This is a genomic window from Megasphaera elsdenii DSM 20460 (assembly GCF_003010495.1).
Taxonomy (GTDB): Bacteria; Bacillota; Negativicutes; order Veillonellales; family Megasphaeraceae; genus Megasphaera; species Megasphaera elsdenii.
Window position 1 is genome coordinate 502,652 of record NZ_CP027570.1, and the last position, 23,114, is coordinate 525,765.

A 23,114-nucleotide genomic window follows, 5' to 3' on the forward strand; every position below is an offset into this window, starting at 1 on the left:
TTCCTCCTTACATCGTGACGTCGATGCCAAACCATTTTTCAGAAATCTTCTTCGACGTACCGTCGTTGTGCATATCTTCCAGTACCTTGTCGATCCGGGCCTTCAGTTCCGTGTCATCCTTGCGCATGCCGACACCGCTGGGGATGTCCGGATAGCCGACGTCGATGATGCGGAAGGGCGCGTTATTCTTCTTGATGAAGTAGGCAGCTGTCGTCTGGGCGACGACAACGGCGTCGATGCGGCCGACTTCCAGGTCCATGAAGGACGTGACGTTATCCGAATACTGTTTCAATTCCTTGAAGGAATCGCGCAGTTCCGGTTCGGCTTCGATGGCTTCCAACCCAGTGCTGCCCTGCTGGGTGCCGACGATCTTGCCGGCCAGGTCGGCCTTGCCCTGGATGGGCGAGTCGTTCTTGACTAACAGGATCTGCGGGCCGTTTTCATAAGGCCGGGAGAAGAGGATGTTCTGTTCCCGTTCCGGCGTGATGGACAGGCCGTTCCAGATGGCATCGATTTTCTTGCTCTTCAGTTCCGTTTCCTTGCTGTCCCAGTCGATGGGCTTAAATTCGACTTCCATGCCCAGGCGCTTGCTGGCTTCCTTGGCCATGTCGATGTCGAAGCCGACGAGCTCGCCGCTTTCATCATGGAATCCGAAAGGCGGGAAGTTATCATCGAGGCCGATGACGATTTTCCCCTTTTGAGCCGTCGCCCCCTTGTCGGTCTGTTTGTCAGCGCCGCACCCGGCGACGAAGGTTGCTGTCAGAAGTGCCGCCATGCCGGCAGCTGCGTATTTTCTCCATTCCATGATTATCCGCTCCCTTGAGATCATCTAGACGTACCGTTGTGTACAAGCCTTATTTTACTTTATTTCGTTAAAAAGATAAAGGCTTTAGGGTATAAAAAATCGGCATGTCTCCATGCCGATTTATGCATACCATACATATGACAGGCGCCGTCAGTGAGCGCTGTCGTCGTCATCGCGCTCATGGGCCTGCTTGATGCGGTCGATGATGCGCTGTTTGTTCCGCTTGGAGAGGAACTGCAAGTGGACCGGCAGGACGGCCAGCCCCCCTTCTTCGGCTTCGCCCAGCTGGATTTCCTGCCAGCTGTCACCGATGACGAAGATATCCTTATACGGGAGGAAGACGAGGCTCCGCTCTTCATGGAACTGATCGTCGTAGAACTCGCGGAGGGACCGGAACTGGCGGCGGACGACGAGGCCTTTCCGGGTGACGTAGCACATGACGTCGTCCTGGCGGTGGATGCGCCACAGGCAGAAAGCCAGGACGGCCCAGTTGTCGAGGTGCTCGACGAGGTGCTGTTCGCCCATCATAAGCCAGAAGAAATAGATGGCCACCAGGAGGAAGAGGACCTTCATGAAGACCGAGAACCACTTGGAGTTCTCATAGGCCGCCTCGACGGGACCGCAGCGGAAGCGCTTTTCCAGGTCCTCGTTTTTCATTTTCTCAGTTTCTTGCTCGTCTTCGGCGCCGTCTTGATGACGACGTTGCGGCCGTCTTTGACGACTTCCAGGGAGATGTCGCCGACGCCGTCCTTGAAGTAAGCCATCTTGATGTCCAACAGGATGGAGCCGACTTTTTCCTGGAGGTCATCCGTGAAGAACTGGCGGCGGAAGTCCGATGCGGTCTGCTTCTTGGCCGACTTTTTGGCCTGCGGCCGGCGGACGCTCACTTCGTCGTCTTCCCAGCCCGTCGTTTCAAAAGTCGCTTCTTCTTCAACGCCCTGGAACATGTCTTCAATGGAGCGGTTCTTGGGAATCTTATGTTTTGCCATGACAATCACCTACTTCTTTTCCATTTTGTCGGATTTTTCCGACGCTTCGTGCATACTATTAAGGGTAATCTTATTAAATTCTTCCGGCGTCTTGTACGTCGCAATCTTCTTGAAGCCGACGCGCAGGCGGCCCCGGTAAGCGGCTACGACCTTGTCGTCGTGGTTCATTTCGGCGATGTAGATTTCCTGGCCGTCGATGCCGATGAGGCGGAAGTTGCCGCTCGGCGAGATTTCACGCCAGCTGCTGGTCGCTCCGTCGAACATGTAGACGACGCCGGTCCTCAGGTTGTCGTAGAAGAAGGTATCCGAGTCGTAGAAGACGGCAATGCGGCCGATGTTTTCTGCCTGGACGTGGATGCGGCGCGTATCGTAGTTGGCATCGGTCCGGTAGATGCGGTATTTATTTTCGCCAACTTGGAGCTTCATGTAAACGACATTGGTCGCTGTCGAATAAGCGACATCGGTAATCTTGCTGTCGACCGGTGCGTCTTCGATAGGCGTATCGAGTTCGCGGTCCGGATAAATCGGGTTGTACTGGGCGATGTAGACGCCGTACTTGCCGTTTTTCCTGTCGCGGCCATAGGTAGCGAAAATAGCCAGGTTGCGGTCGGGCAGCCATTCAAAGAAAGAAACTTTACGGCCGTGGAGATTGATGCGCTGGGGATCGCTCTTCTTTCCGGCTTCGTAAATCGTGACCCTGTCGTCGACGATAGTCGCCATGAAGCGCTTGTCATAGGAATAGAAGCTGCGGCCGTTCGGTTCCGTCCCTTCGCCCATGGCTTCCTGCTGGTTCGTGCCGCCGATCTGGAAGTCCGACGTCGGCGCAAACAGGACCTGATCGAGATAGAGATAAATAGCAGCCTGGACGGCGATGCCTGCCAGAAAGACTGCGATGAACTTTCGTATTTTCATAGCCTGCCTCCTACTTGACGACGAACGCCGTCGGAATCATGCGTTCACCTAAGAGGTCCGCCGGTTTGTTGATGACTTTGCCGTTATAATACAAGGTCGAGCTGGAACCACCGTCCAGGTTGGCCGCGATGACCGCGCCTTCTTCATACATGATGTTCTGTATGTCACGCAGTGTCGCCCCGACAGAATAGCCGGGCTGGCGGCCGTCGATGACCAGGAACAGGACCGTCCCGTCCTTGCGCTGGCCGATGGCCGTGCGGGGACCGACGCCCCAGCCGCCGTCGCCGCGGGTAATCATCTTTTCACCGTTGACGATGAGGGCCGGCCCGAAGGAAATGCCTTCGACAACGTCTTTTTCTTTCAATTCGGCCTTGGAGTAATTGCCGACAATGAGGTTGCCATCCTTGGTGAAGCCGACAAATTCATTTTCTTCCTCGTCGGACGCATCCTGGCCGAGGAGATATTTGCCATCGTGGAGGATGAAGCCATAGGGCTGACGGCCCGTGCCGGTCCCGTTGGCATCGTAGAAGCCGCCGGCATTGATGGCAGCTACGGCGCCGACACGTTCGGCGATGCCGCTGGTCGTATCGCCCTTTTCATCCATGTTCTCAGCCGTCGCGACCTGTACGCGGTGCGGATCCGGGATTTCCAGCAGGAATCCCTTGAAACGGCTGGAATCGATATTCTTCAAAGTCAATGTCGAATCGGTACGGGCTTTGAATTTAAACAATTCCTGTTTCGGCGTCGAGCTGATGCCGCCCAGGATCTTGTCGATTTCTTCCTGCGAAAAGAGCCAGGTAATGTACTGGGGATGACGGCTCTTGAGGATGGCCCCGACGACGGTGCGCTTCAGATTGTCGAACGGTCCGAAGAGGACGACAAAAGGCGATGTCAAGGCGAAGAAAATGGCGACAAAGACAAAAAACTTACCGATTTCTTTTACGTGTTTCCTCATAAGTAACCTCGAAAATAATAAAGTTAGCGTTCTTCATAGTGCGGTGTCGTGACGCGCTGCTTGAAGTTTTCTATGTCGACGGCATTGCCGATCCAGATGCGCTTGACTGCATAGGGGTTGTCCCCGTATTTGGCCCAGCCTGGATCCATGGTGAAGGCCAGTTTGATGCCGGCTGCCTTCAACGCGTCGCCGGCGCTCTTCGTATAGCCGCCATAGGGATAGCAGAAATATTCGTTGGTAATGCCCAGCTGTTCCTTGAGTTCAGCCTGGCTCTTCTTGATTTCATCGGCAAAGGTACTGCCCGTCATGTCCGTCGCCCGTTCATGATGATGACTGTGGGACGCGATGGTCAGGCCGGCAGCCTTCATTTCTTTGACCTGCTGCCAGTTCAGGCGCGTCGCCTGGTCCGTATCATAGGTCGGCACGAAGACCGTCCCGGCAAAGCCGTATTCCTTCAAAACGGGCATGACGATGCTGTACGTATCGGGATAGCCGTCGTCAAAGGTAAGGACGACCGGCCGGACCGGTACGGGCTTGTCGTGGACCATATAGTCGTAGAGCTGATCCATGGTGATGGGATGGAAATCATTGTCCTTCAAGAACTTCATCTGTTCCCGGAAGTGCGATTCCAAGAGGACCGCGTCGTTGTCCGGCACATCGCCGATCATGTGGTACATCAGGACCGGGATGCCCTGTTTGGGCACGGCCATTTCTACCTGCGCCGGCTGCGGCTTTTCCGCCTTGGCCGTATCGCCGCTCTGCGTCGGCGTACAGCCAACCAGCATGAAGCAGCAAAGAACGGCCAGACAGGCCAGTTTCCATATACGCAAATTGTACAGCCCCTCTCGTTAAGATTCTTCGCTGTCCCGCCGGGTCACAACGGGCAGCTCGTCGTAATGGCCGGCCAGGAACAAACGGATATACCGTTCGGCATCATCACGGACGGCCTTGTCGGCTTCTACGGAATGGAAGCAGACATTGGGCGTGAGCAGGAATTCCGGCCGGGCGATCATCTTGAGCAGCATCGGGCTCGGATGTTCCATAGATAATACGTCGAGAGCGGCACTGCGGATGTGGCCGTCGTCGACAGCATGATAAAGGGCCGCTTCATCCGCCAGGCCGCCGCGGCAGCAATTGACGAACATGGCCCCTTCTTTCATTTCCTCGAACTGTTCGTCCTGGAAGATGTAACGTGTCGTTTCGTTGAGCGGCATGTGAAGTGATACGACGTCGCTGGTCTGAAGAAGCTTGTCAAAATCGACGGGACGGACACTGCGTTCCATCATGACCTTTTCACTGACAAACGGATCATAAGCCTGGATCTTGCATCCAAAAGCCTGGAGACGGGCGGCGACGGCGCGGCCGACATGGCCAAATCCGACGAGGCCGATGAGATTGCTGCTGACACGGTGAATGGGCCAGGAAACGGACCCGTATTCCCAACGGCTGTTGGTGCGGATATCGCTCTGGTATTCCGGCAGCTGGCGGATGAGGGCCAGGATCATGGCACACGTATGGTCTGCGATGTCGTCGACACAGTACGACGTATTGTTGATGACCATGACGCCCCTTTCCCGGGCAGCCTCCAAATCGACATTATCCGACCGCGTCGATAAAACGACGATCAATTTCAGATCATCCAATTCTTTCAGAAGGGAAGCCGTAATCGGTTCGGACTTGCAGACGATGATGTCCGCATCTTCGAGCCTGTCGGCCATTTCTTCTTCATCTCCGGGAGGACAATATTCAACGCGCGCTACATCGCGCAGTCTCTCTCCAAAATCATCTTCATCCTGACGTCCTGTCAAAACACTTATGTGATACATTATCACTGCCCCTTTTCTATAAACAAAAGATTTAGACATAAAGATACACCTAATTATATACCATATAAAAGTCAATTAGCAAGTCCCTGCGCCGTCCTTGACGGAATTGTAAAAACTCTGCTATAATAGTTTCGTTATGGAAAGGTGTCCGAGTGGTTTAAGGAGCTAGTCTTGAAAACTAGTGATGCGGCAACGCACCGTGGGTTCGAATCCCACCCTTTCCGCCATTGATTTTAGCAGGGAGCAGGAACGTTTCACACTTTTGAAAACCCTTTTATTTATCGCATGTACAGGGCTTTTTGAGAATGTCGAGCGTTTCCTGCTTTTTCGCATTTTTGCTTAATTCTGCTTAATTTCTGCTTAATCGTTTTGAGCCATGCCACGCTTATTGAATCATCTCTAGCTTCTTCTGCAGATCTTCACGCATGGCATTAGTGACATGTGTATAAATTTGTAGCGTCGTATTCGGATCATTATGGCCGACGCGCTGCATGATGGCTTTCAAGGGCACGTTCATTTCTGCCAGCATACTGATGTGGGTATGCCGGAAAATGTGCGTGCTTATTTTTTTGCCTGGAATCACCACTTGACGAAGCTTGGTATTGATGAACTGAATATTATAGGGCGCGCCCGTCCTGGTCGTGAAGATATAGCCTCTATCCTTGTATGTACGGCTAATGCAATTCGTGCGTGGCCTCCACAATTCCATGCGCTTATTATCAACCTGGAACCATTTTAAAATAGCAATGGACCGGCTGTTCAAGTCAATTGTCCGATAAGAATAAATGTTTTTTGGCGTGCCGCGCTGTATGTCTTCCCCATTCCTGGCCGACTTTAAAAGCGTGCCATTAATATTGGCCTGTCTTTTATTTATATCGACGTCCTGCCAGCGCAGGGCCAGTAATTCGCCGCAGCGAAGGCCCGTCAAGGTGATAAATTCCATTGCCAGGGCCAGCCGCGGGGACATTTTGCGAAGCTGTCTGAAACATTCCTGCCTTTCATCTTCATTCAAGAATTTATTGGTTCTTTTCTCCAATTCTTGCGGCGTCGCGGGGCGGCGTTTTAAAGTAAGCTCTTCAAAATCAGATACATCATCGATGTAGCCTGCCTTTTTCGCATACCGCATAATTCGCTTGATGGTGACTAATGTCGTCACGGAATAGGAGTAAGACAGCATTTCTTTATAATACATATTGGAAACAAGTTTTTCGGCCATGGCCGGGGTAAAATCAGCAAACAATAATTCATCGGGTACGCCCCGTTTGATACGCTTGCAATAGCAGTCTTGCGAATGGCGTGTTTCAATCTTGACCGTTGGCGCAATCGCTTCTTGCCATTCATCACAAACAGCCGTAAAAAGAAGGTTCTTTTTATGCTTTTGAGCCGCCCCCACAGCAGCTAAACGCTTATCATACTTTTCTTGCAACAGTTGCCGGGCCACTCGTTGAGCGTGCCTTGATTTGCTGTTCATCGTAACGGACAGGGGAATCTTCTTCCCTGTCACCGGATCCGTAAACCGTTCCCGGTATGAGTATCTTGTACCTTTACTATTTTTTAATTCAACCATCCACATAGTAACCCTACCTTTCACGCGTCTTCTTGTATCCCTGCCAGGAATTAAGCAAACTCGTTATGGTTGGTCTATGGGTATACGGCGTAATCTTCATGAATGGAGATATACGGCGTTTTTTTCGTTTTTAGGTAAATTTCATCATGAAATAAAGTATTATCTTTTTTGATGTTTGAGTTTATTCAAAGCCTCCGTATATAACTTTTTATCCAAAGCATCCTTAGTATGATTAAGTGAATTACTGAGTAAGTTGAAAACGATATTAAAAATAGTCATTTGCAGTGTATTGGCCAATAGCGCATCTTTAGCTTTTGTATATTTTTTAGAAATAGTAGCCTCACGCATTATGTCCATAAACCATTCATTATCGAAAGTAAAAAAAATTAAATCAGAAACGCTAAATATAAAGTCCGGTTGTTCTGTAAAATCAGGTATCTGCACAGGTTGATTTTCTGGATTATATGCAATGACAACATGTGAATCTCTCCATCGAAAAACAGTAAAACCATTATTTTTACAGAAAGCCAGCTCTTCTTCTAAATCGTCTATCTGACCTGGATCATACCCTAATAAATCATCTATAGAAACATGTAACGTAGACGCAATTTTTTTTAATGTATCGTATTTAGGTTCACGACCTTGATTCTCATATGATATGTATGTCGTATATGGTAAATCAATAATTTTTGCAAATTCTTTTGCAGTACATCCAGTATTTTCTCTATACCGCTTTAGATTTTCATTGAATATCATAGTTTCCTCCCTCCTTTATACCCATTTTACCTAAAACGCGTATAGAGGTCAATAAAAAACGATAAAAAGATATTGACATTAATACCTTTTTAATGTATTATACCTTTATAAGGTATTAATGGGAGGTAAAAAGAATGAAAAACACAGTCTCTATAGATATGGAAAAAGTAGAACAGTTGTCACATGAGCATTTATGGACATGGGCAGAACTGGCCCGCCATTCATCTGTAACTCAATCGACCTTATTCGCTTTAAAAGCCGGGCGGCGGCGTGCAAGTATGATAACTGCCTATAAAATTGCTCATGCCTTGAATGTTGAACCACAAATGCTGATTAAGGAAGAAGGATAGCTATGAAATACACGAAGAAATGCGCAATAGAAACAGCGAAGTATCTTGAACGATTCTGCTTGTATTTTAAATTGGACAACCCTGACTGCCAGGGATGCCCTTTTGATAGTGTCGGCTGCTGCCTGTTGTATATCCCCGAAACTTGGGGCGTCACTCAGAAATTCCCCAAAAAAGATAACGAATAAAATTTCCCTGCCAGGAATTAAGCAAGCTCATTATGCACCCATATTTGAAAGGAGAATGAAACCATGGAAGTCTATAAATCAAAAAATAATCTCGATTCAATGGTATATGTAAGGCCCTCACAACTGGCCAAACTCTTGCACCTGTCAAGAACTACTGTATGGCGGCTTTTAAACGCCTTTGCTGCTGAAGAAGGCAATGAACACGCGGTTATTGAAATCAGTAAAACACTGAAACTCGTCCCGCTTTACCGTTTTCAAGAATGGCTTACAAATCAGGATAAAAAGTATTTGCAAAAATGAAAAATCCCCTGGCGAGTGTGCAGACTCGACAGGGGAAAAAGAAAGCCGCAGCTAACGACTTTTCTATTTGATTATATACGAATTGAGGCGATTGAGCAATGAAAATAACCAGAAAGCGACCTTCAAGCGATTGACGGGGGAGTGGTTACATGAGTCGAAAAGGGCGCAACTGGCCGTCGTGGCAAGCTAAGGATAAAAAAGAAGGCGGCTTCATCTGTATCCCCAAATCAGTGGAACACAGTTCTGCTTTTCGAGAACTATCTGGCAATCAGATTCGCTTACTTTTTTGCTGTTGGCGACGTGGAAATTATAAGGCCAATGATCCATCCCGAAAGCATTTGCCAAGAGACGATTATCCAGGAGTAGACAAGTACCGTCGCGATGAAGTTTTTTATATGGGGCTGGCTGTCGCTGTCAAATACGGATTATACAAGCCAACAAATCGGAAGTACTACGCGGATATAAAGACCCTCGAAACAGTTGGCTTCATTGAACGGTTGAGTACGGGCAAAAAAACGCAATCTCTGTCGATTTATAAGCTGTCAGATAAGTGGCAGTCTTACCGCCCAAACGATTAAAATCCCATGTGCCTAATGGGAGAATAATGATTTTCCCCAAAAAGTCGACTAAATGGCTTGCTTAAGCCATTAATAGCTGTTTTTAATCATTCTCCAATTAGGTGAATGATAGCAAAAATTTTCAACGAAAATCACTTTTCATTCTCCAATTAGGAGAATAATAACACGAGTTAATGCGATGGTTAAGCCATTCTCAATATCACGTTACTTTCTCCCATTAGGCACATATATCTATAGATATACCATCTCCCCCCGTAATTGGGGCACTCTTCAAGGGCCATAAAAAAATTAAAACGTCGAGTGGGCAATTTGCCCACCACCAATACAGCATATACCCTAGTCAGAAAAAAGAGTCAACCCATGTTTTATTGTACTTATGAAGACAGTAGGAAGGTGAAAGTATGGTAGCACTGAATAAATTGAAAGGAAAGTTTGTCGAACAAGGAAAGACGTATGCAGACGCTGCAAAGGCGCTTGGCTGCTCTCGGTCTTCTATTGCTCACAAAATGAACGGGAGAGTAGCGATTACTTGTGATGATGCCATTTTGTTTAGCGAATTATTGTCTCTTACTCCAGCAGAAAAGATTGATATTTTCGGCCTCTGAAACGCCTCTGAACAGCTCAAGCTTTGGAAAAGGAACGAGGTGCTATCGGCAAAAAACAATCATCACTCGACATTGCAAGCCGTCTCCCGATGCCTTGCATGGTCAACGCAGAAGACCTTAGAGAGCTTTTAGCAATCAAAAAGGGCCCCCATTATCGCAACCCAGCGATTTGAAGGCCCATAAGCAGACGAAAGAGAAACAGTCTTGTGTCATGTATGCGTATTTCGTCTTATACGGAGTTTTAATGCGTTTTATTGTGCCTTTAGTAATTTTTATCTATAGTATTGTGAAAGTGCGTCAAAATCGCATACAGAGCGTTTTTCAAGCATTATACGAGTCAAGAGGGATTCTTCAAGAAAGATTCGGACAGCAATCGTCCATATCAAAATTATCTCTTACTCCAGCAGAAAAGATTGATATTTTCGTCCTTTGAACAATCATCACTCGACGTCGCAAGCTGTTACCTAATGCCTTGCAGGGTTACCGAAAAAGACCGTAGAGAGCTTTAAGAAAACAAAAAGCCCCCATCATTGCAGCGCAACGATTGGAAGGCCGTTTGCTCCATGCGGCGTTTTAAGTCGTTTTTATTACGTCTTTATACAAATTCACCGGCAATCGCCAAAATAGCGTTAAAATTGCATATAGAGCGTTTTTCAAGTATTGTGCAAGTTATGTCAGATCCTATCAAGAAAGATTCGGAGAGCAATCCCCCATATCAAAATATGTCCTCTAACGGTGAACATTTTCCTCATGCTATATATAAAATGACAGCCGATTGGGAAAGCTATAAGCCCCCATAAAATTAAAGTGTCGAGTGGGCAATTTGCCCACTACCAGTACGGCAATTTGCCCACTGCTTAACAGTCTGAAACATAAAAACTGGCGGTTCCGGTACGGCAAATTGCCCACTCCCTAAAATGTCATTGCACAGCTTAACCACGGCCACGACACGCATTTTAAGAACATTCGTTCCCGAGTGGGCAATTTGCCGTACTATCTATATATATAGCCATACCATAGTCAGAAAAAAGAGTCAATCCCATGTTTTATGGAATCATGAAAATAGAGACTCATGAATGAAATCTACATACTCCAGCCACGATACATTTCTTCTTCGACCCGTTTCAGTTCATCTTTCTTTTGGCTATGATCTTCGTCATCCCACCAGGCCTGATAGCGACTGCGAGTATCTTCGACAGCTTTTTCCAGGAACTGATTGATTTTCCCCAAGACTTCCGTCTGATGTTGTTGATTGACAGCTTCCGCATGAGGCAGATAGTGATTTTCCGTTCCTCGTTTGAGAATTGTTTTCTTGGCATCGCCATAGAGACAGACGCTTTCTTTAGTCCGTGAAACATCGAGAATTTCCTTCCCATCGGTTCCCATAGTCAGCATATACACAGAGGCCCGGCCTTTTTCAACGGTATCTCCCAAAAGGAGTGCCGTCTTTTTTTTGGGTTCCAATTTCTCCGCCTGTATATCACTCAGGACCACATAAGCCCGCCCGTTTCGTGACAGAATTTGGAAGTCTTTCAACGGTTTGCAACCTTCTAGCTTGCTGTGGCGCATAACGAGCTTCGGCAGCTGCCGTGAATACAGAATAGTATCCGAATCTGGGACGTTTTCTTTAAGTTCGGCAGCTTTTGCCAGGTACATTTTTTCCTGATTCTTGGCCTTGACGACTTCGCAGTAGATTTTTTTGGCTTCTTCCTGGATAGTTTTGTTCTGTTGGGACAGTTCGTCCGCGATGTGCTGAATGTCAGATTCTCTATTGCGCAGTTCTTCATCATACGCCTTCAACTGTTTTTCCATAGTCTGTTTTTGACGCAGCTTGTCTGAATAAGCCAGATAGAATTCCTTTTTCTGTTCATATCGAACATCTTTCAGCTCGATATATTTCTTTTCCATCGGCTTGAGTTCTTCCTGAATGCGCTGATGGCGTTTTTTGAGATTATAATAGTCCCTGCCAACGACACGTTCGATAGCTATGTGTCTAAATAAGCTTTCTGGTATGACTCTAGCCTTGATTTCTTTATATTCTGCCAGCTGTTCCGCCTGTTTCTTCGCCTGTTCCTTAGCCCGTGCCTTCAGTCCAGCATAGACATCATTTGCCGTGACAACAATCGGTTCATTAGCCAGTTCTTCTGCCTGTTCATCATCGGCTTCGGCAGCCAGCTTGGCTTCCATTTCCATGATTTCTTCATGACGGATGCGCTGTTCTTCCTGTTCGATTTCCTTGATGACCCGGCGCAGCACCTTATCAATGGCAAAACAGGTAATTTTCTGTTCCATGACGCTGTCTTCTGTATCCGTAGTATCCGTTGCCGTGGTTCCAGCTTCATCACTATCCACAGAGTCCGTCTGTTCATCGATTTCCCGTACCCGTTCCTGAATCCGTTCCATGACTTTCGGGTTCTTGTAGGCTTCGCCTAAATGAGGCGCAGGAATCCTGTCCAGCTTTTCAGCTTCTTCAAAACGTCCCTGGTCCAACATGTCCTGACGCTGGGCAGCCAGGGATTTTTCGCTGATTTCCTGATTTAGACCCAGTTCCTTGAATTTGCGATTGACGATGTCAGCCCACATCTTGCGCATAGTAATATTTCCATGTCTGTCATGATAAAATCGGTCGGCCCGATACCCGGAGCAAGGTTCCCCATATTGATTGACGGCATACTGCTTGAAATACATATCCGGACCAAGGGGACGGTCTTTTTCTATGCTTTTTTCACAGAACATAAGGTGACAGTGAATGTTTCGGTGGTCAGGATCATAGGCAGCTTCTTTATCATGAATGGCATAGGTAAAGGCGTGATTTTTGCCGATTCTGGATTCTTTTAGGAACTCTTCGACTAAGGCGATATTGTCATCTAGGCTCAATTCTTCCTGCAATCCCATGCGAATTTCACGGTATGCCCGGCCTTTGACACGACGGTTGGCTTCGGCAGCATCCCAGAATTTCCCAGCATCCTGTGCCCATTCCGGCAGGTTCCCAGAACAGGTGAAGACGAGGTCTTCCTTCTTGCCCTTCATATTGGCATAGATTCCCTCACGGCATATGTAGTCATAATGTGCACGCGTATTTATTTTTGTTCCGTCTGCCCTTGTTGCATGGGGATGATTGCCGAAATAATAGAGTGCCATAGCCCACCTCAAAAGATTATAGAAAATTTATAAATAGCATTCCATATATTGACAGGCCACTTGTGGCCTACGCCGCAGGCGTCCTCCGAAGGAGGCCCTTTCCGCTGCTGGCGGAAAGCGCATGACCACGTCTCGGAGAGACATGGGTAAATGCGCATCCAATTGTTTTTGATTCGTTCCTTATGCCTTTATTATAGCATTCGCCATTGAGATTATCGAGATAATTTTTATAAAGCAAAAAAAGCCCGGCATTGATTGCAGGGCTTCTAGCGAACTCATAATTATGCTGTTTGTGCGTTATCCAACGGGTCCTTTACGACTGGCGAATCGTACACAGTAAAGGGGTCAATATCTATACACCGTGTTTCGTCGCGATTCCCCTCCAAGTCCCAGGCAACAGTACCGTTCAATACAGTCATGCACGAGCGAAATGTATTTAAATCCTGTAACTTTTGAAAAACGCCGGGCTGAGTAATTAATTGGGAAGCATCATATTGCCGTACGGTTCCATCATTAAAATATACGAAGATAGAATAACCTTCACCAGGAATGGCTTGTAAAACTTCCGGAATGAAATCGTTCATAAAATCACCCCTTTCTCATTGGCGGTACGGGGACGGGTTCCTTTCCATCTTTAACCAGTTCCCAGTTCTGCATAAGCTCATCTTGATACATCACACACCAAGCTAACACGATTTTTAATTGCCGATTCGGTAAGAACCCACGAATAATACAAGCATTTTGTATATCAATCAAGGCTTTATTTCCTGCGTATTCTGCATGGATATGTGGTGGATTATGGTCGCTATAATAAATAGTGATACGGATACCAAAGAACATACTAATCAAAGGCATTAGGTACACATCTCCCCCCCAACAATCTTTTTTCCATTATATCACATTCACCTATTTTTATCGAAAAAATCGACCATATAAAAAGCCCGGCAAAATAAACCGGGCCACCTGGCAGAGATAACAAAAAGCGCAATAAATATGATAACTGCTTATTTCTTGCTTAATTTATAAAAATATTGATAAAAAGCAGAGTAAATAAGGCATTGTATTACCCTTTCCGCCAGCTTCCAAAAAGGGCTGTCGCACATGCGACAGCCCTTTTTGAGTGGTTAGCAAAGGCCCCAATCGGGGCTTTTTTTACGAGTCACGAGTATTCTGAAGTGATGTTGTCAATCTGATTCTGAAGCGGCCTGCGGCCTGCGAACTGCGACCGGCGGGGCGCACTTGGGCGCCCCTACTTTTTATGGAAAAAGTGCGGCGAGTCGCCCCATTGTCCCAGGCCGATGGTGTCGCCTACGGAGGCGACGCGGGCGCTGATGCAGTTCTTGCACTGGTCCGGTACTTCGTCGACGCAGGGTTTGTTGTCGTATAAGAGGTACTGCGGCCGGTATTTGGGGACCGTGACGATGGGCATGAGGACGTTGGCCCCGGCTTTGAGGCCCAGTTCCCGTCCCAGGGGATGGAGGGCCTGGAGGGCCGTCGTGGCGGCGATGTTGACGTCGGGCAGGAAGAGACGCGTGACGGCAATCATCTTGAGGCCCAGTTCCAGGCGCCGCCGTTTTTCCTCGTCGCTGTCCAGGCCGCCGGCCAGTACCTGTTTGCCGACAGGCGTATTGTGATGGACGACGTACGGCCCCATGCCGATCATGTCGATATCCATGTCGCGGTAGAAGAGGATGTCATCAGCCAAGTCACCCAGGGTCTGGCCGGGCAGGCCGATCATGTCGCCCGTCCCTACCTGATAGCCGATGCGGCGCAGGCTGTCCAGGCAATCCTTGCGGACCTGCCAGCGGTGATGGCCGTCCTGAGGATGGAGGGTGGCGTAGAGGTCAGGATTGCTCGTTTCGATGCGCAGGAGATAGCGGTGGGCACCGGCCTCGAACCAGCGGCGGTACGTGTCTTCCGTCTGTTCGCCGACGCAGAGGGTCAGGCCCAGTTCGCCGTGGCTCAGGTCCTTGATGTCGCGGACGAGGCCTTCGACGTAGTCGATGAAGGCTTCATCCTGCCGTTCGCCGGACTGGAGGGTCAGGGATCCGTAACGGTTTTCCCAGGCCCAGCGGGCCATGGCCAGGATATCGTCGCGCGGCGTGTCGAAGCGTTCCACTTCGTCATTGCTCTTGCGGATGCCGCAGTATTTGCAGTCTTTGATGCAGTAATTGGAAAATTCGACAAGGCCCCGGTAATAGACGACGCGGCCCACATTGGCAGCCTTGACGGCATAAGCCGCATCATAGAGAGCCTGGAGTTCATCAGGATCGGTAATCGAGAGGAGCGCAATCAAATCGTCGCGGGTTTTCGGTTGGGAAATAGTCATAGACGGAACTCCTTTCAGGCCGCCTTATTCGTTGGCCCAATGGATTTTTTCAAAGAACAGGAAAACGAGGCTCATGACCATGGCCACGACCGTAGCCAGGCCCATGCCCTTGAGCTGGACCGGCCCGAGGATGATAGTCGCCCCGCTGAGGCCGGAAATCATGGTGACAGCCGTGAGGATGAGGTTCTTCGAGCGCGTATAGTCGACCTTCTTTTCTACGAGCATGCGCAGGCCCGAAGCGGCGATGAAGCCGAATAAGAGGATGCAGACGCCGCCCATGACCGGTGTCGGGATGGCGTGGATGAGGGCTGCGATCTTGCCGATGAAGGAAAAGAGGATGGCAAAGACGGCAGCGCCGCCGATGACCCACGTGCTGTATACGCCGGTAATGGCCATGACGCCCATGTTTTCACCATATGTCGTATTCGGCGTCGAACCGACCAGGCCGGACAGGACGTTGGACAAGCCGTCGGCAAAGAGGGACCGGTGCAGGCCCGGGTCCTTGATGAGGTCGCGGCCGACGATATCGCTGGTGACGAAGAGGTGGCCCAGGTGTTCTGCCAGGACGACGAACAGGGCCGGCATGATCATCATGATGGCACTGAGATTAAATTCTGGTTTGTAGAAGGTCGGGATGGCAAACCAAGGCATTTCCTGGACATGGGTCCAGTCGACGACGCCCATGAAGAAGGACAGGATATACCCAGCGATGACGCCGATGAGGATGGGAATGATGCCGATGAAGCCCCGGCCGAGAACGGTAGCCAGGATGGTGACGACCAGGGTAAACGTCGAGATGATCATGGCCGTTTCATTGGACATGCCCTGGACTTCGCCCATATAGCCGGACATATTCATGGCCAGCGGTGCCAGTTCCAGGCCGATGATGGCTACGATAGAACCCATGGCAGCCGGCGGAAAGAGGACGTCGATCCACTTGGTGCCGACTTTGTCGACAATGGCCGCCAGGACCATGAAGGACAGGCCGAAGACGATGAAGCCCCCCTGGGCGTCGCCATAAGACATGCCCGACGTCGAGCAGACGGCCAGGACCGGCGAGATGAAGGCGAAACTCGAACCGAGGTATGCCGGCAGGCGCCATTTACAAATAGTCAGGTAAAGGAGCGTACCGACGCCGTTCATGAACAGGGCCGTCGCCGGGTCGACGTGGAGCAGGAACGGTACCAGGACCGTCGATCCGAACATAGCAAAAAGATGCTGTAAACTTAAAGGAATCGTCGGCAAGATGGGAAGCCGTTCTTCTACATGTATAATTCTTCGTTGTTCCATAAAATCCTCCTAAATTCTAATGCCGAATAAAGGGCGGCCGCAAAGCCTGCCAGGCCTGATGGTCCGTCATGTCCTGCGCCCGGGCGGCGTCGATGTAATTGTCATAACTGATGCGCAGCAGCAAGGCCGCGGAAATGAGGTTCAAAATGAGGGACGACCCGCCATAACTGATGAAAGGCAGCGGGACGCCGACGACGGGAAAACAGTCCGTGACCATGGCCATGTTGACCAGGCCCTGGCCGCCGAGGGAAAAAGTGATGCCCATGGCCAGGAACATGCCGAACCGGTCCTGACAGGAACCGGCCGCCTGGACGCCGAAATAAATCAAGGCCAGGAACACGACCAGGACCAGGATAGCCCCCAGGAAGCCCCATTCCTGGCAGATGATGGCATAGGCAAAGTCCGTATGGGCTTCGGGCAGATAACTGAACTTGCTGATGCCCGTCCCCATCCCCTGTCCCCAGACGCCGCCGGAACCGATGGCGACGAGGCTCTGATATATCTGATAGCCGATTGTCTTCTTATAGGGATCAGGATTCCACCAGGCCCGGATGCGGTCTTTCTGATAATCATGGGCAAAGAAATAAAAGGACAGACCGATGATGGCCAAGGTCACAATGACAAACACGAGTACCTTCCACCACGGCCAATGACGGTCATAGAAGGGGATGCCGCTGCAAATGAGCATCAACACCGGCGGTACAAAAAGGATGATAGCCGTGCCGGCATCCGGCTGGAGCAGGATAATGGCGGACAGGATCAGCGGTGGGATGAGACAGAGCAGACCATAACTTTTGAAAAGCCTGTCTTTCTTCAATAAAAAGGGCTCCCACTCTTCGACATGCCAATTTTTGACAAATCTGCCGATGACGGCTGCCTTCTCGCCGTGGCAGTCCCAAAAGAAGGTCAAAGCCGCTGCCATGCAGACGATGGCTGCCAGCTTAGCAAATTCCGATGGCTGGAACGATACGATGTCATAGCCCAGCCAGCGCTGGGCCCCGTTGACAGTGATGCCAAAGGCTTTGACGGCGAAGAGCAAGAGAACGCTGGCCAGGAAAAAGAGCCTGCACCAATGGCGCAGCCACTGATAGCCCAGATGCCAGATTCCCCGGGCTGTCAGCAGGCCTATGACCAGGAAGACCAGCTGCTTCAGAAGATAGCCGTAGACCGTGCTGCCGCCGTCTAGGACAAAGGTCGAGCTGAGGATATTTTCCATGCCGATGACGATGAGAAGGGAAAATATCCCTACCAGCCAGAGAACGTTAGTCCTCCGGTGCCGGGTCTTGACGGTCAATCTGGGTTTTAACATGAGCAATCACTTCCTTGGGACGCGTAGCGACGCAATGGAAAATAGGCTGTCCCTTAGCGCTGAACTTCGCTTCATATTCCGTCATGGCTTCATTCAAAATGGAGCTGTTATGCAAATCGTACGTCACTTCTGACAAGGGCCAGCCACATTCCCGAAATTCTTCCAGTGTGAAATCGAAGAGGCCCGCATTATCGGACTTAAAGTAAATTTGGCCACCCTCACGGAGGAGCCGTGCGTAGCGGTCGAGGAAACCGCGATACGTCAGGCGCCGCTTGGCATGGCGCTTCTTGGGCCAGGGGTCGCAGAAATTGATGAAGAAGCGGTCTACTTCGCCGGGCGCAAAAATATCTTCCAGCCGGGCCACGTCGAAGCGCAGGAGCTGGACGTTATCCACTTCGGCAGCGGCACACTTCTTGCCGGCATAGTAGAGGACACCGACCTGGATTTCGATGCCGATGAAATTGACATCCTTATGGATCTGGGCCATCTGGGAAATGAAGTTCCCCTTCCCCGTCCCCAGTTCGACCCACAGCGGTGCATCAGGGTCCTTGAACAGGGTCCGCCATTTCCCCTTATAGCTTTCGCAGCTTTCCAGATGGAGAAAATCACTGTAATCCTTGATAGCCTCGTCAATCCACGGTTTTCTTCGTAAACGCATGTTGCCTCCTTATAAAAAATGATTCATCGCACAAGAACCCTTCAGACCTGCTGTACAAGCCGAAGGGTTCCATAACTAACTTTTTCAGACTTATTTTATTATAAAAAATGTCGGCGCCGGTGTCAATCTTTTAATGGCTGCCAACCTTCAATGGCCGTAATGCCCAGGCCCGGCGCGTCGGGGACGACGAGGTGGTCTTTGTCATAGGTGATGCCGCCCCGGACGGGGTCGGCAGCCATGAGGTCGGCCGCATCGAGGTCGTTCTTGGTGATGACGGCCTTGCCGGCAGACAGGGCGGCCGCGGCGGTGATGCCGACTTTGCTTTCCAGCATGCAGCCCATCATGCAGCCGACGCCGGCGGCATCGGCCATGGCGGCGATCTGGGCGGCCGGTCCCAGACCGCCGGCCTTCATGAGTTTGATGTTGATGAGGTCGCAGGCCCGCATGGCCAGGAGGCGGAAGACGTCTTTCGCACTGAAGGCCGATTCGTCGGCCATGATGTCCGTCGCCACGTGATCCGTGACCTGTTTCAGGCCTTCAAAGTCGGCGGCGGCCACGGGTTGTTCGACCAGTTCGATGTCGAGGCCGGCGTCTTCCATGCGGCCGATGAGGCGGATGGCTTCTTTCGGCTTCCAGCCCTGGTTGGCATCGAGGCGGATGGTGATATCCGGCCCGACGGCCTGGCGGATGGCGGCGACGCGCTGGAAATCAATGGCCGGGTCGATGCCGACTTTCAACTTCAAGTGACGGTAGCCCAGAGCGACGGCCTGGCACGCATCGGCCGCCATCCCAGCCGGGTCATTGATGCTGATCGTAAGGTCCGATGCGATGCGCGTCTTGCGGCCGCCGAAGAAACGATACAGGGGCAGGCCGTAGCGCTGGCCGAAGAGGTCGTGGACGGCCATGTCCAGAGCGGCTTTGGCCGACGTATTGTGGACCATGGATTGGTGGATCGTGTCGAGGATATCTTCGCGGTCGTCGATATCCCGGCCGATGAGTTTCGGCCCGATGGTATATCGAATAGCAGCGGCGACTGATTCGTGGCTGTCACCGGTGATGACGACCGTCGCCGGCGCGTTGCCGTAGCCCGTATGGCCGTCGTCGGTATGGACCTTGACGACCAGGTCTTCGGCGACGTCGACGCGGCGCAGGGCCGTAATAAACGGCGTCTTCAAGGGAATGGCAATCTTCCCGATTTCAATAGCTGTAATCTTCATGATAGTTCCTATGGTAAAATATCTAAAATCTCTTCGACCGAGTCGACGATATAGCGGACATGTTCCTTCTGGAACATGGGCTTGGCCGCCGGACCGTCGATGCCGGTCAGGGTCCCAATCATGGTAGCCCCCATGGCCCGGGCACACCAGACATCGGCCAGAGAGTCACCGACGACGTAGTAAAGGCCCTTCTTGAAGTCATCGGGATGGCTGACGTAGTCGAGATAACGTTTCTTGTTCTTGCCGAAGGCCCCCAGGTAATAGGCAAAGGGATTGGGCTTGTCCAGGGACATGTGCAGCATGGCTTCGGCTTCTTCCACGTCGCTGTACGTCGCTACGTAGTGTTCATCAAATTCATCGAGCCAGCCGTAGGTCTGGAAGGGAATCTCCATTTCCATCTTCGACCGCCCCGTGGCGATGGCGATCTGATAGCCCCGCTTCTTCAAGGTCTTGAACATATTGCGGATGCCGTCGACCGTTCCCAGCGGTTCTTCCCGCGTCAAAAAGCCCGGCTTCCCCGGCGCATACGGCTTCTTGCCGTAGGTCTTTTCGTAGAGGTCGTCGCCGAAGTACCAGTCCTGGAAAGCTTCAAATTCCATCTGCCACAAGGGCGAATTGAGGGGCGTCCACTGGCGGGAGCTCGGCCCCAGGGACGACTGGACGGCATCGGTCAAATAAGTAAAGACCTCGTCCTTGCCGGCCCGTTCGGGAATGACATTGTCCAGGCGGCGGTATACGTCGTCTGCCGTCGGCACGGGATAGCCCCGCAGGAGGGAACCCAGGTACTGGACGTCGTCGACTTTCTTCAGGCAGCCGTCCAGGCAGCCGTGGTCGGCTACGTACTGTTCCAGCATGAGCCACAGCGTGACGACGATGTGGGCGTGGACCATGTCCCAGTTGCTGTTGACGCCGTGTTTCTTGAGCCACAATAAGATGTCGTCATTTCTCCAGAAACGGGCCCGCAAGGCGGCGATGGTCTCGTCGTCGAGGTCGGCCGTGATCCGTTCCGGTTTGAGGTGCATATAGCGCGGACTGTAATACCATTCCCAGACGACCAGGGCCGATACGTCGAAATAGCGCTTTTCACTGAGCAAGACGCCATCGACGTCAAAAATCACTTTCTTCATGCGCCTTCCCCTTCTTCCCTAAAAAGTCTTATCTAAATGGCCGACGGTCTTCTTGTTGCCCTTGACGTGGGACCGTTCTTCCAGGACCTTCATGACGTCGTTGACGGTGACGCCCGTGTCTTCCCAGAGGACGGACAGGTGATACAGGAGGTCCGCCGATTCCTTGCAGACTTCCAGGCGCAGGTTGTCTGCTTCGGCCGACGTGTCTTTCACGACAGGGTCGGCGTTCTTGGCGGCAATGATGACTTCCGACGATTCTTCGCCGATTTTCTTGCAGATCTTGTCGATGCCCGTCTGCAAGAGGTAGGCCGTATAGGATTTTTCCGTCGGATGGACGCGCTTTTCACTGATTTCTTCGCGCAGGTCCGACAGCATGGAGAGATTGCCGGTGTAAGTCTTTTCCCATTCCGTCATGGACCGGAAGAAACACGATTTATGGCCTGTATGGCAGGCGGCGCCGATCTGGTCGACCGTCAAGAGGATCGTGTCGGCATCGCAGTCGACGGCAATGGAGCGGACGTGCTGGAAATGGCCCGACGTTTCGCCTTTATGCCATAATTCCTGACGGCTGCGGCTGTAATACCAGGCGTCACCGCTTTCGACGGTGCGCTTCAGCGATTCAGCGTTCATATAAGCCACCATGAGGACCTTGCCGCTGCATCCTTCCTGGACGACAGCCGGCACCAGGCCTTTTTCATCAAATTTGATATCTTTCATCGATACACTTTCCATTTATTCTTCTGCCCCTCTCATGGGAATCCCCTGTCCCTGTAAATAAGTCTTCAAATCGGGGATGTCAATCTGGCCGAAGTGGAAGACCGAAGCGGCCAGGGCGGCGTCGACGCCGACGTCGAAGACATCTTTGAAATCCTGCATCGTGCCGGCACCGCCGGAAGCGATGATGGGCACAGGCAGTTCCGTCGCCAGGCGGCGGTTCAGTTCCAGGTCGAAGCCGGCCTTTTCGCCGTCGGCATCCATGGAGTTCATGCAGATTTCACCGGCACCGAGGGCGACGCCCTGTTTAGCCCAGGCGATGGCGTCGATGCCCGTATTCTTGCGGCCCCCTTCGACGTAGACCTGCCAGCTGCCGTGGTTGTCGCGCTTGGCGTCGATGGACAGGACGACGCACTGGCTGCCGAAACGCTGGGCCGCTTCGCGGATCAGTTCGGGACGGCGGACAGCGGCCGAGTTGACCGATACCTTGTCAGCACCGGCCCGCAGGACCTGGTGGAAGTCGTCGATGCTGCTGATGCCGCCGCCAATGGTAAAGGGAATGGTAATGGCTTCGGCTACGGCGCGGACGACGTCGATGAAGATATGGCGTTTTTCATGGGTCGCCGTAATATCGTAGAAGACGAGTTCGTCGGCGAGCTGGTCGGAATAGAATTTCCCCAGTTTGACAGGGTCGTCGACGTCCTGGATGTGTTTAAACTGCTTGCCTTTGACGACGCGGCCATCGCGGACGTCCAGGCACGGTACAATACGTTTTGCCAACATCTTACATTCCCCCTAAGGCACGGATTTCGGCCATGGTGATTTTTCCCTCGTAGAGCGCCTTGCCGGTAATGGCCCCGTAGACGCCCATGGCCTGTAATTTCTTCAGATCGTCGATGCTGCTCATGCCGCCGGACGCAATGAGGCGGATAAAGGGCAGCTGCTGGAGCTGGCTGAGCATTTCAAAGTTCGGTCCGGTCAGCATGCCGTCGCGGCTGATGTCCGTATAGACCAGGGTATTGATGCCGATGTCGAGCATGGACTGGGCAAAGGGCAGGACCTTCTTGTCGCTGCCGTCGACCCAGCCGCGGGTTGCGACGACGTCGCCCTTGGCATCGATGGACACGGCCAGGGACGAGCCGTATTTCTTGGCCATGGCCGTGATAAATTCCGGGTCTTCGACGGCTTTCGAGCCGATGATGACGCGATTGACGCCGGCTTCCAAATACGTTTCGATGGCTTCTTCACTGCGGATGCCGCCGCCCACTTCGACGGGGATGTCGACGGCTTCACAGATGTCGCCGATGATTGAGGCGTTGGTCAAGGTCCCTGAAAAGGCGCCGTCCAAATCGACGACGTGGAGGAACATGGCCCCTTCGTCACACCACTTGACAGCGGCGTCGACAGGGTTCTCGAAATACGTCGTGCTGTCGTCTTTGACGCCTTGGCGCAGGCGGACAGCATGGCCGTTCTGGATATCAATAGCAGGAAATACGATCAT

General features: G+C 51.3%; 26 protein-coding genes and 1 tRNA gene. 6 read left to right on the forward strand and 21 right to left on the reverse strand.

The features are described 5' to 3' along the window. Nucleotides 1-7: 7 nt before the first annotated feature. From C6362_RS02390 to C6362_RS02420, 7 genes are all read right to left on the reverse strand, one after another. Nucleotides 8-805, reverse strand: a complete 798-nt coding sequence (locus tag C6362_RS02390) for an amino acid ABC transporter substrate-binding protein (protein WP_014015173.1) — start codon at nt 803-805, stop codon at nt 8-10. Between the two features lie 150 nt (nt 806-955). Next, nucleotides 956-1,462 carry a hypothetical protein gene (locus tag C6362_RS02395; RefSeq protein WP_014015174.1) on the reverse strand — a complete coding sequence of 169 codons (507 nt, stop codon included), beginning with the start codon at nt 1,460-1,462 and terminating at the stop codon, nt 956-958. Continuing rightward, a complete protein-coding gene (locus C6362_RS02400) occupies nt 1,459-1,794 on the reverse strand; it encodes a hypothetical protein (protein ID WP_014015175.1) in 336 nt (111 codons plus the stop codon). Before C6362_RS02400 ends, C6362_RS02395 begins: the two co-directional genes overlap by 4 nt. 9 nt (nt 1,795-1,803) lie before the next feature. Then, nucleotides 1,804-2,706: a hypothetical protein gene (locus C6362_RS02405; protein ID WP_014015176.1), complete on the reverse strand. Its 903-nt coding sequence runs from the start codon at nt 2,704-2,706 to the stop codon at nt 1,804-1,806. A gap of 10 nt (nt 2,707-2,716) precedes the next feature. Beyond that, on the reverse strand, nt 2,717-3,661 hold the full coding sequence (locus C6362_RS02410) for a phosphodiester glycosidase family protein (protein WP_014015177.1): 945 nt from the start codon (nt 3,659-3,661) through the stop codon (nt 2,717-2,719). A gap of 23 nt (nt 3,662-3,684) precedes the next feature. Next, nucleotides 3,685-4,491, reverse strand: coding sequence for a polysaccharide deacetylase family protein (locus C6362_RS02415; RefSeq protein ID WP_014015178.1), 807 nt, complete (start codon nt 4,489-4,491; stop codon nt 3,685-3,687). 18 nt (nt 4,492-4,509) lie between these two features. Then, entirely contained in the window at nt 4,510-5,487 is a 978-nt protein-coding gene (locus C6362_RS02420) for a C-terminal binding protein (protein ID WP_014015179.1), read from the reverse strand. 138 nt (nt 5,488-5,625) lie between these two features. Here C6362_RS02420 and C6362_RS02425 point away from each other — a divergent pair. After that, nucleotides 5,626-5,714: transfer RNA gene (locus tag C6362_RS02425), tRNA-Ser, on the forward strand. A 158-nt stretch (nt 5,715-5,872) separates the two neighbouring features. On the opposite strand, the gene C6362_RS02430 is transcribed toward C6362_RS02425, so the two are convergent. Both C6362_RS02430 and C6362_RS02435 read right to left on the reverse strand, forming a co-directional pair. Beyond that, entirely contained in the window at nt 5,873-7,054 is a 1,182-nt protein-coding gene (locus C6362_RS02430; RefSeq protein WP_198407949.1) for a tyrosine-type recombinase/integrase, read from the reverse strand. Nucleotides 7,055-7,213: 159 nt separating this feature from the next. Beyond that, nucleotides 7,214-7,810, reverse strand: a complete 597-nt coding sequence (locus tag C6362_RS02435) for a helix-turn-helix transcriptional regulator (protein WP_014015181.1) — start codon at nt 7,808-7,810, stop codon at nt 7,214-7,216. A gap of 134 nt (nt 7,811-7,944) precedes the next feature. Here C6362_RS02435 and C6362_RS02440 point away from each other — a divergent pair, with 134 nt between their 5' ends. From C6362_RS02440 to C6362_RS02460, 5 genes are all read left to right on the forward strand, one after another. Next, nucleotides 7,945-8,160: a helix-turn-helix transcriptional regulator gene (locus C6362_RS02440; RefSeq protein WP_014015182.1), complete on the forward strand. Its 216-nt coding sequence runs from the start codon at nt 7,945-7,947 to the stop codon at nt 8,158-8,160. 2 nt (nt 8,161-8,162) lie between these two features. Next, nucleotides 8,163-8,345 (forward strand): hypothetical protein, encoded by a 183-nt coding sequence (locus C6362_RS02445; protein WP_014015183.1) that lies wholly within the window; start codon nt 8,163-8,165, stop codon nt 8,343-8,345. 63 nt (nt 8,346-8,408) lie between these two features. After that, complete coding sequence (locus C6362_RS02450) at nt 8,409-8,645, forward strand: hypothetical protein (RefSeq protein WP_014015184.1); 237 nt, start codon at nt 8,409-8,411, stop codon at nt 8,643-8,645. A gap of 149 nt (nt 8,646-8,794) precedes the next feature. Further along, nucleotides 8,795-9,223, forward strand: a complete 429-nt coding sequence (locus C6362_RS11765; protein ID WP_155274713.1) for a hypothetical protein — start codon at nt 8,795-8,797, stop codon at nt 9,221-9,223. Nucleotides 9,224-9,624: 401 nt separating this feature from the next. After that, entirely contained in the window at nt 9,625-9,828 is a 204-nt protein-coding gene (locus C6362_RS02460; protein ID WP_014015185.1) for a helix-turn-helix domain-containing protein, read from the forward strand. A 1,083-nt stretch (nt 9,829-10,911) separates the two neighbouring features. Here the strand turns inward: C6362_RS02460 and C6362_RS02465 are convergent. From C6362_RS02465 to hisA, 12 genes are all read right to left on the reverse strand, one after another. Continuing rightward, nucleotides 10,912-12,969, reverse strand: coding sequence for a MobA/MobL family protein (locus C6362_RS02465; RefSeq protein ID WP_014015186.1), 2,058 nt, complete (start codon nt 12,967-12,969; stop codon nt 10,912-10,914). Nucleotides 12,970-13,250: 281 nt separating this feature from the next. Next, nucleotides 13,251-13,553, reverse strand: coding sequence for a DUF2442 domain-containing protein (locus tag C6362_RS02470; RefSeq protein WP_036202415.1), 303 nt, complete (start codon nt 13,551-13,553; stop codon nt 13,251-13,253). A gap of 4 nt (nt 13,554-13,557) precedes the next feature. Next, nucleotides 13,558-13,809, reverse strand: a complete 252-nt coding sequence (locus tag C6362_RS02475; protein ID WP_198407950.1) for a DUF4160 domain-containing protein — start codon at nt 13,807-13,809, stop codon at nt 13,558-13,560. Between the two features lie 409 nt (nt 13,810-14,218). Next, nucleotides 14,219-15,298 carry a [FeFe] hydrogenase H-cluster radical SAM maturase HydE gene (hydE, locus tag C6362_RS02480; RefSeq protein WP_014015188.1) on the reverse strand — a complete coding sequence of 360 codons (1,080 nt, stop codon included), beginning with the start codon at nt 15,296-15,298 and terminating at the stop codon, nt 14,219-14,221. 24 nt (nt 15,299-15,322) lie between these two features. Further along, the gene (gene uraA, locus C6362_RS02485) at nt 15,323-16,588 is read right to left on the reverse strand and encodes a uracil permease (protein ID WP_014015189.1); all 1,266 of its coding nucleotides are present in this window, start codon (nt 16,586-16,588) and stop codon (nt 15,323-15,325) included. A 16-nt stretch (nt 16,589-16,604) separates the two neighbouring features. Then, on the reverse strand, nt 16,605-17,897 hold the full coding sequence (locus C6362_RS02490) for an FtsW/RodA/SpoVE family cell cycle protein (RefSeq protein WP_014015190.1): 1,293 nt from the start codon (nt 17,895-17,897) through the stop codon (nt 16,605-16,607). Continuing rightward, nucleotides 17,851-18,555: a tRNA (guanosine(46)-N7)-methyltransferase TrmB gene (gene trmB, locus C6362_RS02495; RefSeq protein WP_014015191.1), complete on the reverse strand. Its 705-nt coding sequence runs from the start codon at nt 18,553-18,555 to the stop codon at nt 17,851-17,853. The genes C6362_RS02490 and trmB overlap by 47 nt, the downstream gene beginning before the upstream one ends. Nucleotides 18,556-18,677: 122 nt before the next feature. Beyond that, a complete protein-coding gene (locus C6362_RS02500) occupies nt 18,678-19,772 on the reverse strand; it encodes a mandelate racemase/muconate lactonizing enzyme family protein (RefSeq protein WP_014015192.1) in 1,095 nt (364 codons plus the stop codon). An 8-nt stretch (nt 19,773-19,780) separates the two neighbouring features. Further along, complete coding sequence (locus C6362_RS02505) at nt 19,781-20,899, reverse strand: HAD family hydrolase (RefSeq protein WP_014015193.1); 1,119 nt, start codon at nt 20,897-20,899, stop codon at nt 19,781-19,783. Nucleotides 20,900-20,917: 18 nt separating this feature from the next. Then, a complete protein-coding gene (hisIE, locus tag C6362_RS02510; RefSeq protein ID WP_014015194.1) occupies nt 20,918-21,616 on the reverse strand; it encodes a bifunctional phosphoribosyl-AMP cyclohydrolase/phosphoribosyl-ATP diphosphatase HisIE in 699 nt (232 codons plus the stop codon). Nucleotides 21,617-21,631: 15 nt separating this feature from the next. Beyond that, on the reverse strand, nt 21,632-22,396 hold the full coding sequence (hisF, locus tag C6362_RS02515) for an imidazole glycerol phosphate synthase subunit HisF (RefSeq protein ID WP_014015195.1): 765 nt from the start codon (nt 22,394-22,396) through the stop codon (nt 21,632-21,634). A gap of 1 nt (nt 22,397) precedes the next feature. Further along, a complete protein-coding gene (gene hisA, locus C6362_RS02520; RefSeq protein ID WP_014015196.1) occupies nt 22,398-23,114 on the reverse strand; it encodes a 1-(5-phosphoribosyl)-5-[(5-phosphoribosylamino)methylideneamino]imidazole-4-carboxamide isomerase in 717 nt (238 codons plus the stop codon).

What these genes read in the sequence shown, in the direction of transcription:
- trmB (WP_014015191.1), bottom strand. Translation starts at nt 18,555, where the DNA reads ATGCGTTTACGAAGAAAACCGTGGATTGACGAGGCTATCAAGGATTAC.
- C6362_RS02390 (WP_014015173.1), bottom strand. Translation starts at nt 805, where the DNA reads ATGGAATGGAGAAAATACGCAGCTGCCGGCATGGCGGCACTTCTGACA.
- C6362_RS02420 (WP_014015179.1), bottom strand. Translation starts at nt 5,487, where the DNA reads ATGTATCACATAAGTGTTTTGACAGGACGTCAGGATGAAGATGATTTT.
- hydE (WP_014015188.1), bottom strand. Translation starts at nt 15,298, where the DNA reads ATGACTATTTCCCAACCGAAAACCCGCGACGATTTGATTGCGCTCCTC.
- C6362_RS02400 (WP_014015175.1), bottom strand. Translation starts at nt 1,794, where the DNA reads ATGGCAAAACATAAGATTCCCAAGAACCGCTCCATTGAAGACATGTTC.
- hisF (WP_014015195.1), bottom strand. Translation starts at nt 22,396, where the DNA reads ATGTTGGCAAAACGTATTGTACCGTGCCTGGACGTCCGCGATGGCCGC.
- C6362_RS02410 (WP_014015177.1), bottom strand. Translation starts at nt 3,661, where the DNA reads ATGAGGAAACACGTAAAAGAAATCGGTAAGTTTTTTGTCTTTGTCGCC.
- hisA (WP_014015196.1), bottom strand. Translation starts at nt 23,114, where the DNA reads ATGATCGTATTTCCTGCTATTGATATCCAGAACGGCCATGCTGTCCGC.
- C6362_RS11765 (WP_155274713.1), top strand. Translation starts at nt 8,795, where the DNA reads ATGAGTCGAAAAGGGCGCAACTGGCCGTCGTGGCAAGCTAAGGATAAA.
- C6362_RS02475 (WP_198407950.1), bottom strand. Translation starts at nt 13,809, where the DNA reads ATGTTCTTTGGTATCCGTATCACTATTTATTATAGCGACCATAATCCA.
- hisIE (WP_014015194.1), bottom strand. Translation starts at nt 21,616, where the DNA reads ATGAAAGATATCAAATTTGATGAAAAAGGCCTGGTGCCGGCTGTCGTC.
- C6362_RS02395 (WP_014015174.1), bottom strand. Translation starts at nt 1,462, where the DNA reads ATGAAAAACGAGGACCTGGAAAAGCGCTTCCGCTGCGGTCCCGTCGAG.
- C6362_RS02500 (WP_014015192.1), bottom strand. Translation starts at nt 19,772, where the DNA reads ATGAAGATTACAGCTATTGAAATCGGGAAGATTGCCATTCCCTTGAAG.
- C6362_RS02460 (WP_014015185.1), top strand. Translation starts at nt 9,625, where the DNA reads ATGGTAGCACTGAATAAATTGAAAGGAAAGTTTGTCGAACAAGGAAAG.
- C6362_RS02440 (WP_014015182.1), top strand. Translation starts at nt 7,945, where the DNA reads ATGAAAAACACAGTCTCTATAGATATGGAAAAAGTAGAACAGTTGTCA.
- C6362_RS02450 (WP_014015184.1), top strand. Translation starts at nt 8,409, where the DNA reads ATGGAAGTCTATAAATCAAAAAATAATCTCGATTCAATGGTATATGTA.
- C6362_RS02445 (WP_014015183.1), top strand. Translation starts at nt 8,163, where the DNA reads ATGAAATACACGAAGAAATGCGCAATAGAAACAGCGAAGTATCTTGAA.
- C6362_RS02490 (WP_014015190.1), bottom strand. Translation starts at nt 17,897, where the DNA reads ATGTTAAAACCCAGATTGACCGTCAAGACCCGGCACCGGAGGACTAAC.
- C6362_RS02405 (WP_014015176.1), bottom strand. Translation starts at nt 2,706, where the DNA reads ATGAAAATACGAAAGTTCATCGCAGTCTTTCTGGCAGGCATCGCCGTC.
- C6362_RS02430 (WP_198407949.1), bottom strand. Translation starts at nt 7,054, where the DNA reads ATGGTTGAATTAAAAAATAGTAAAGGTACAAGATACTCATACCGGGAA.
- C6362_RS02505 (WP_014015193.1), bottom strand. Translation starts at nt 20,899, where the DNA reads ATGAAGAAAGTGATTTTTGACGTCGATGGCGTCTTGCTCAGTGAAAAG.
- uraA (WP_014015189.1), bottom strand. Translation starts at nt 16,588, where the DNA reads ATGGAACAACGAAGAATTATACATGTAGAAGAACGGCTTCCCATCTTG.
- C6362_RS02470 (WP_036202415.1), bottom strand. Translation starts at nt 13,553, where the DNA reads ATGAACGATTTCATTCCGGAAGTTTTACAAGCCATTCCTGGTGAAGGT.
- C6362_RS02435 (WP_014015181.1), bottom strand. Translation starts at nt 7,810, where the DNA reads ATGATATTCAATGAAAATCTAAAGCGGTATAGAGAAAATACTGGATGT.
- C6362_RS02465 (WP_014015186.1), bottom strand. Translation starts at nt 12,969, where the DNA reads ATGGCACTCTATTATTTCGGCAATCATCCCCATGCAACAAGGGCAGAC.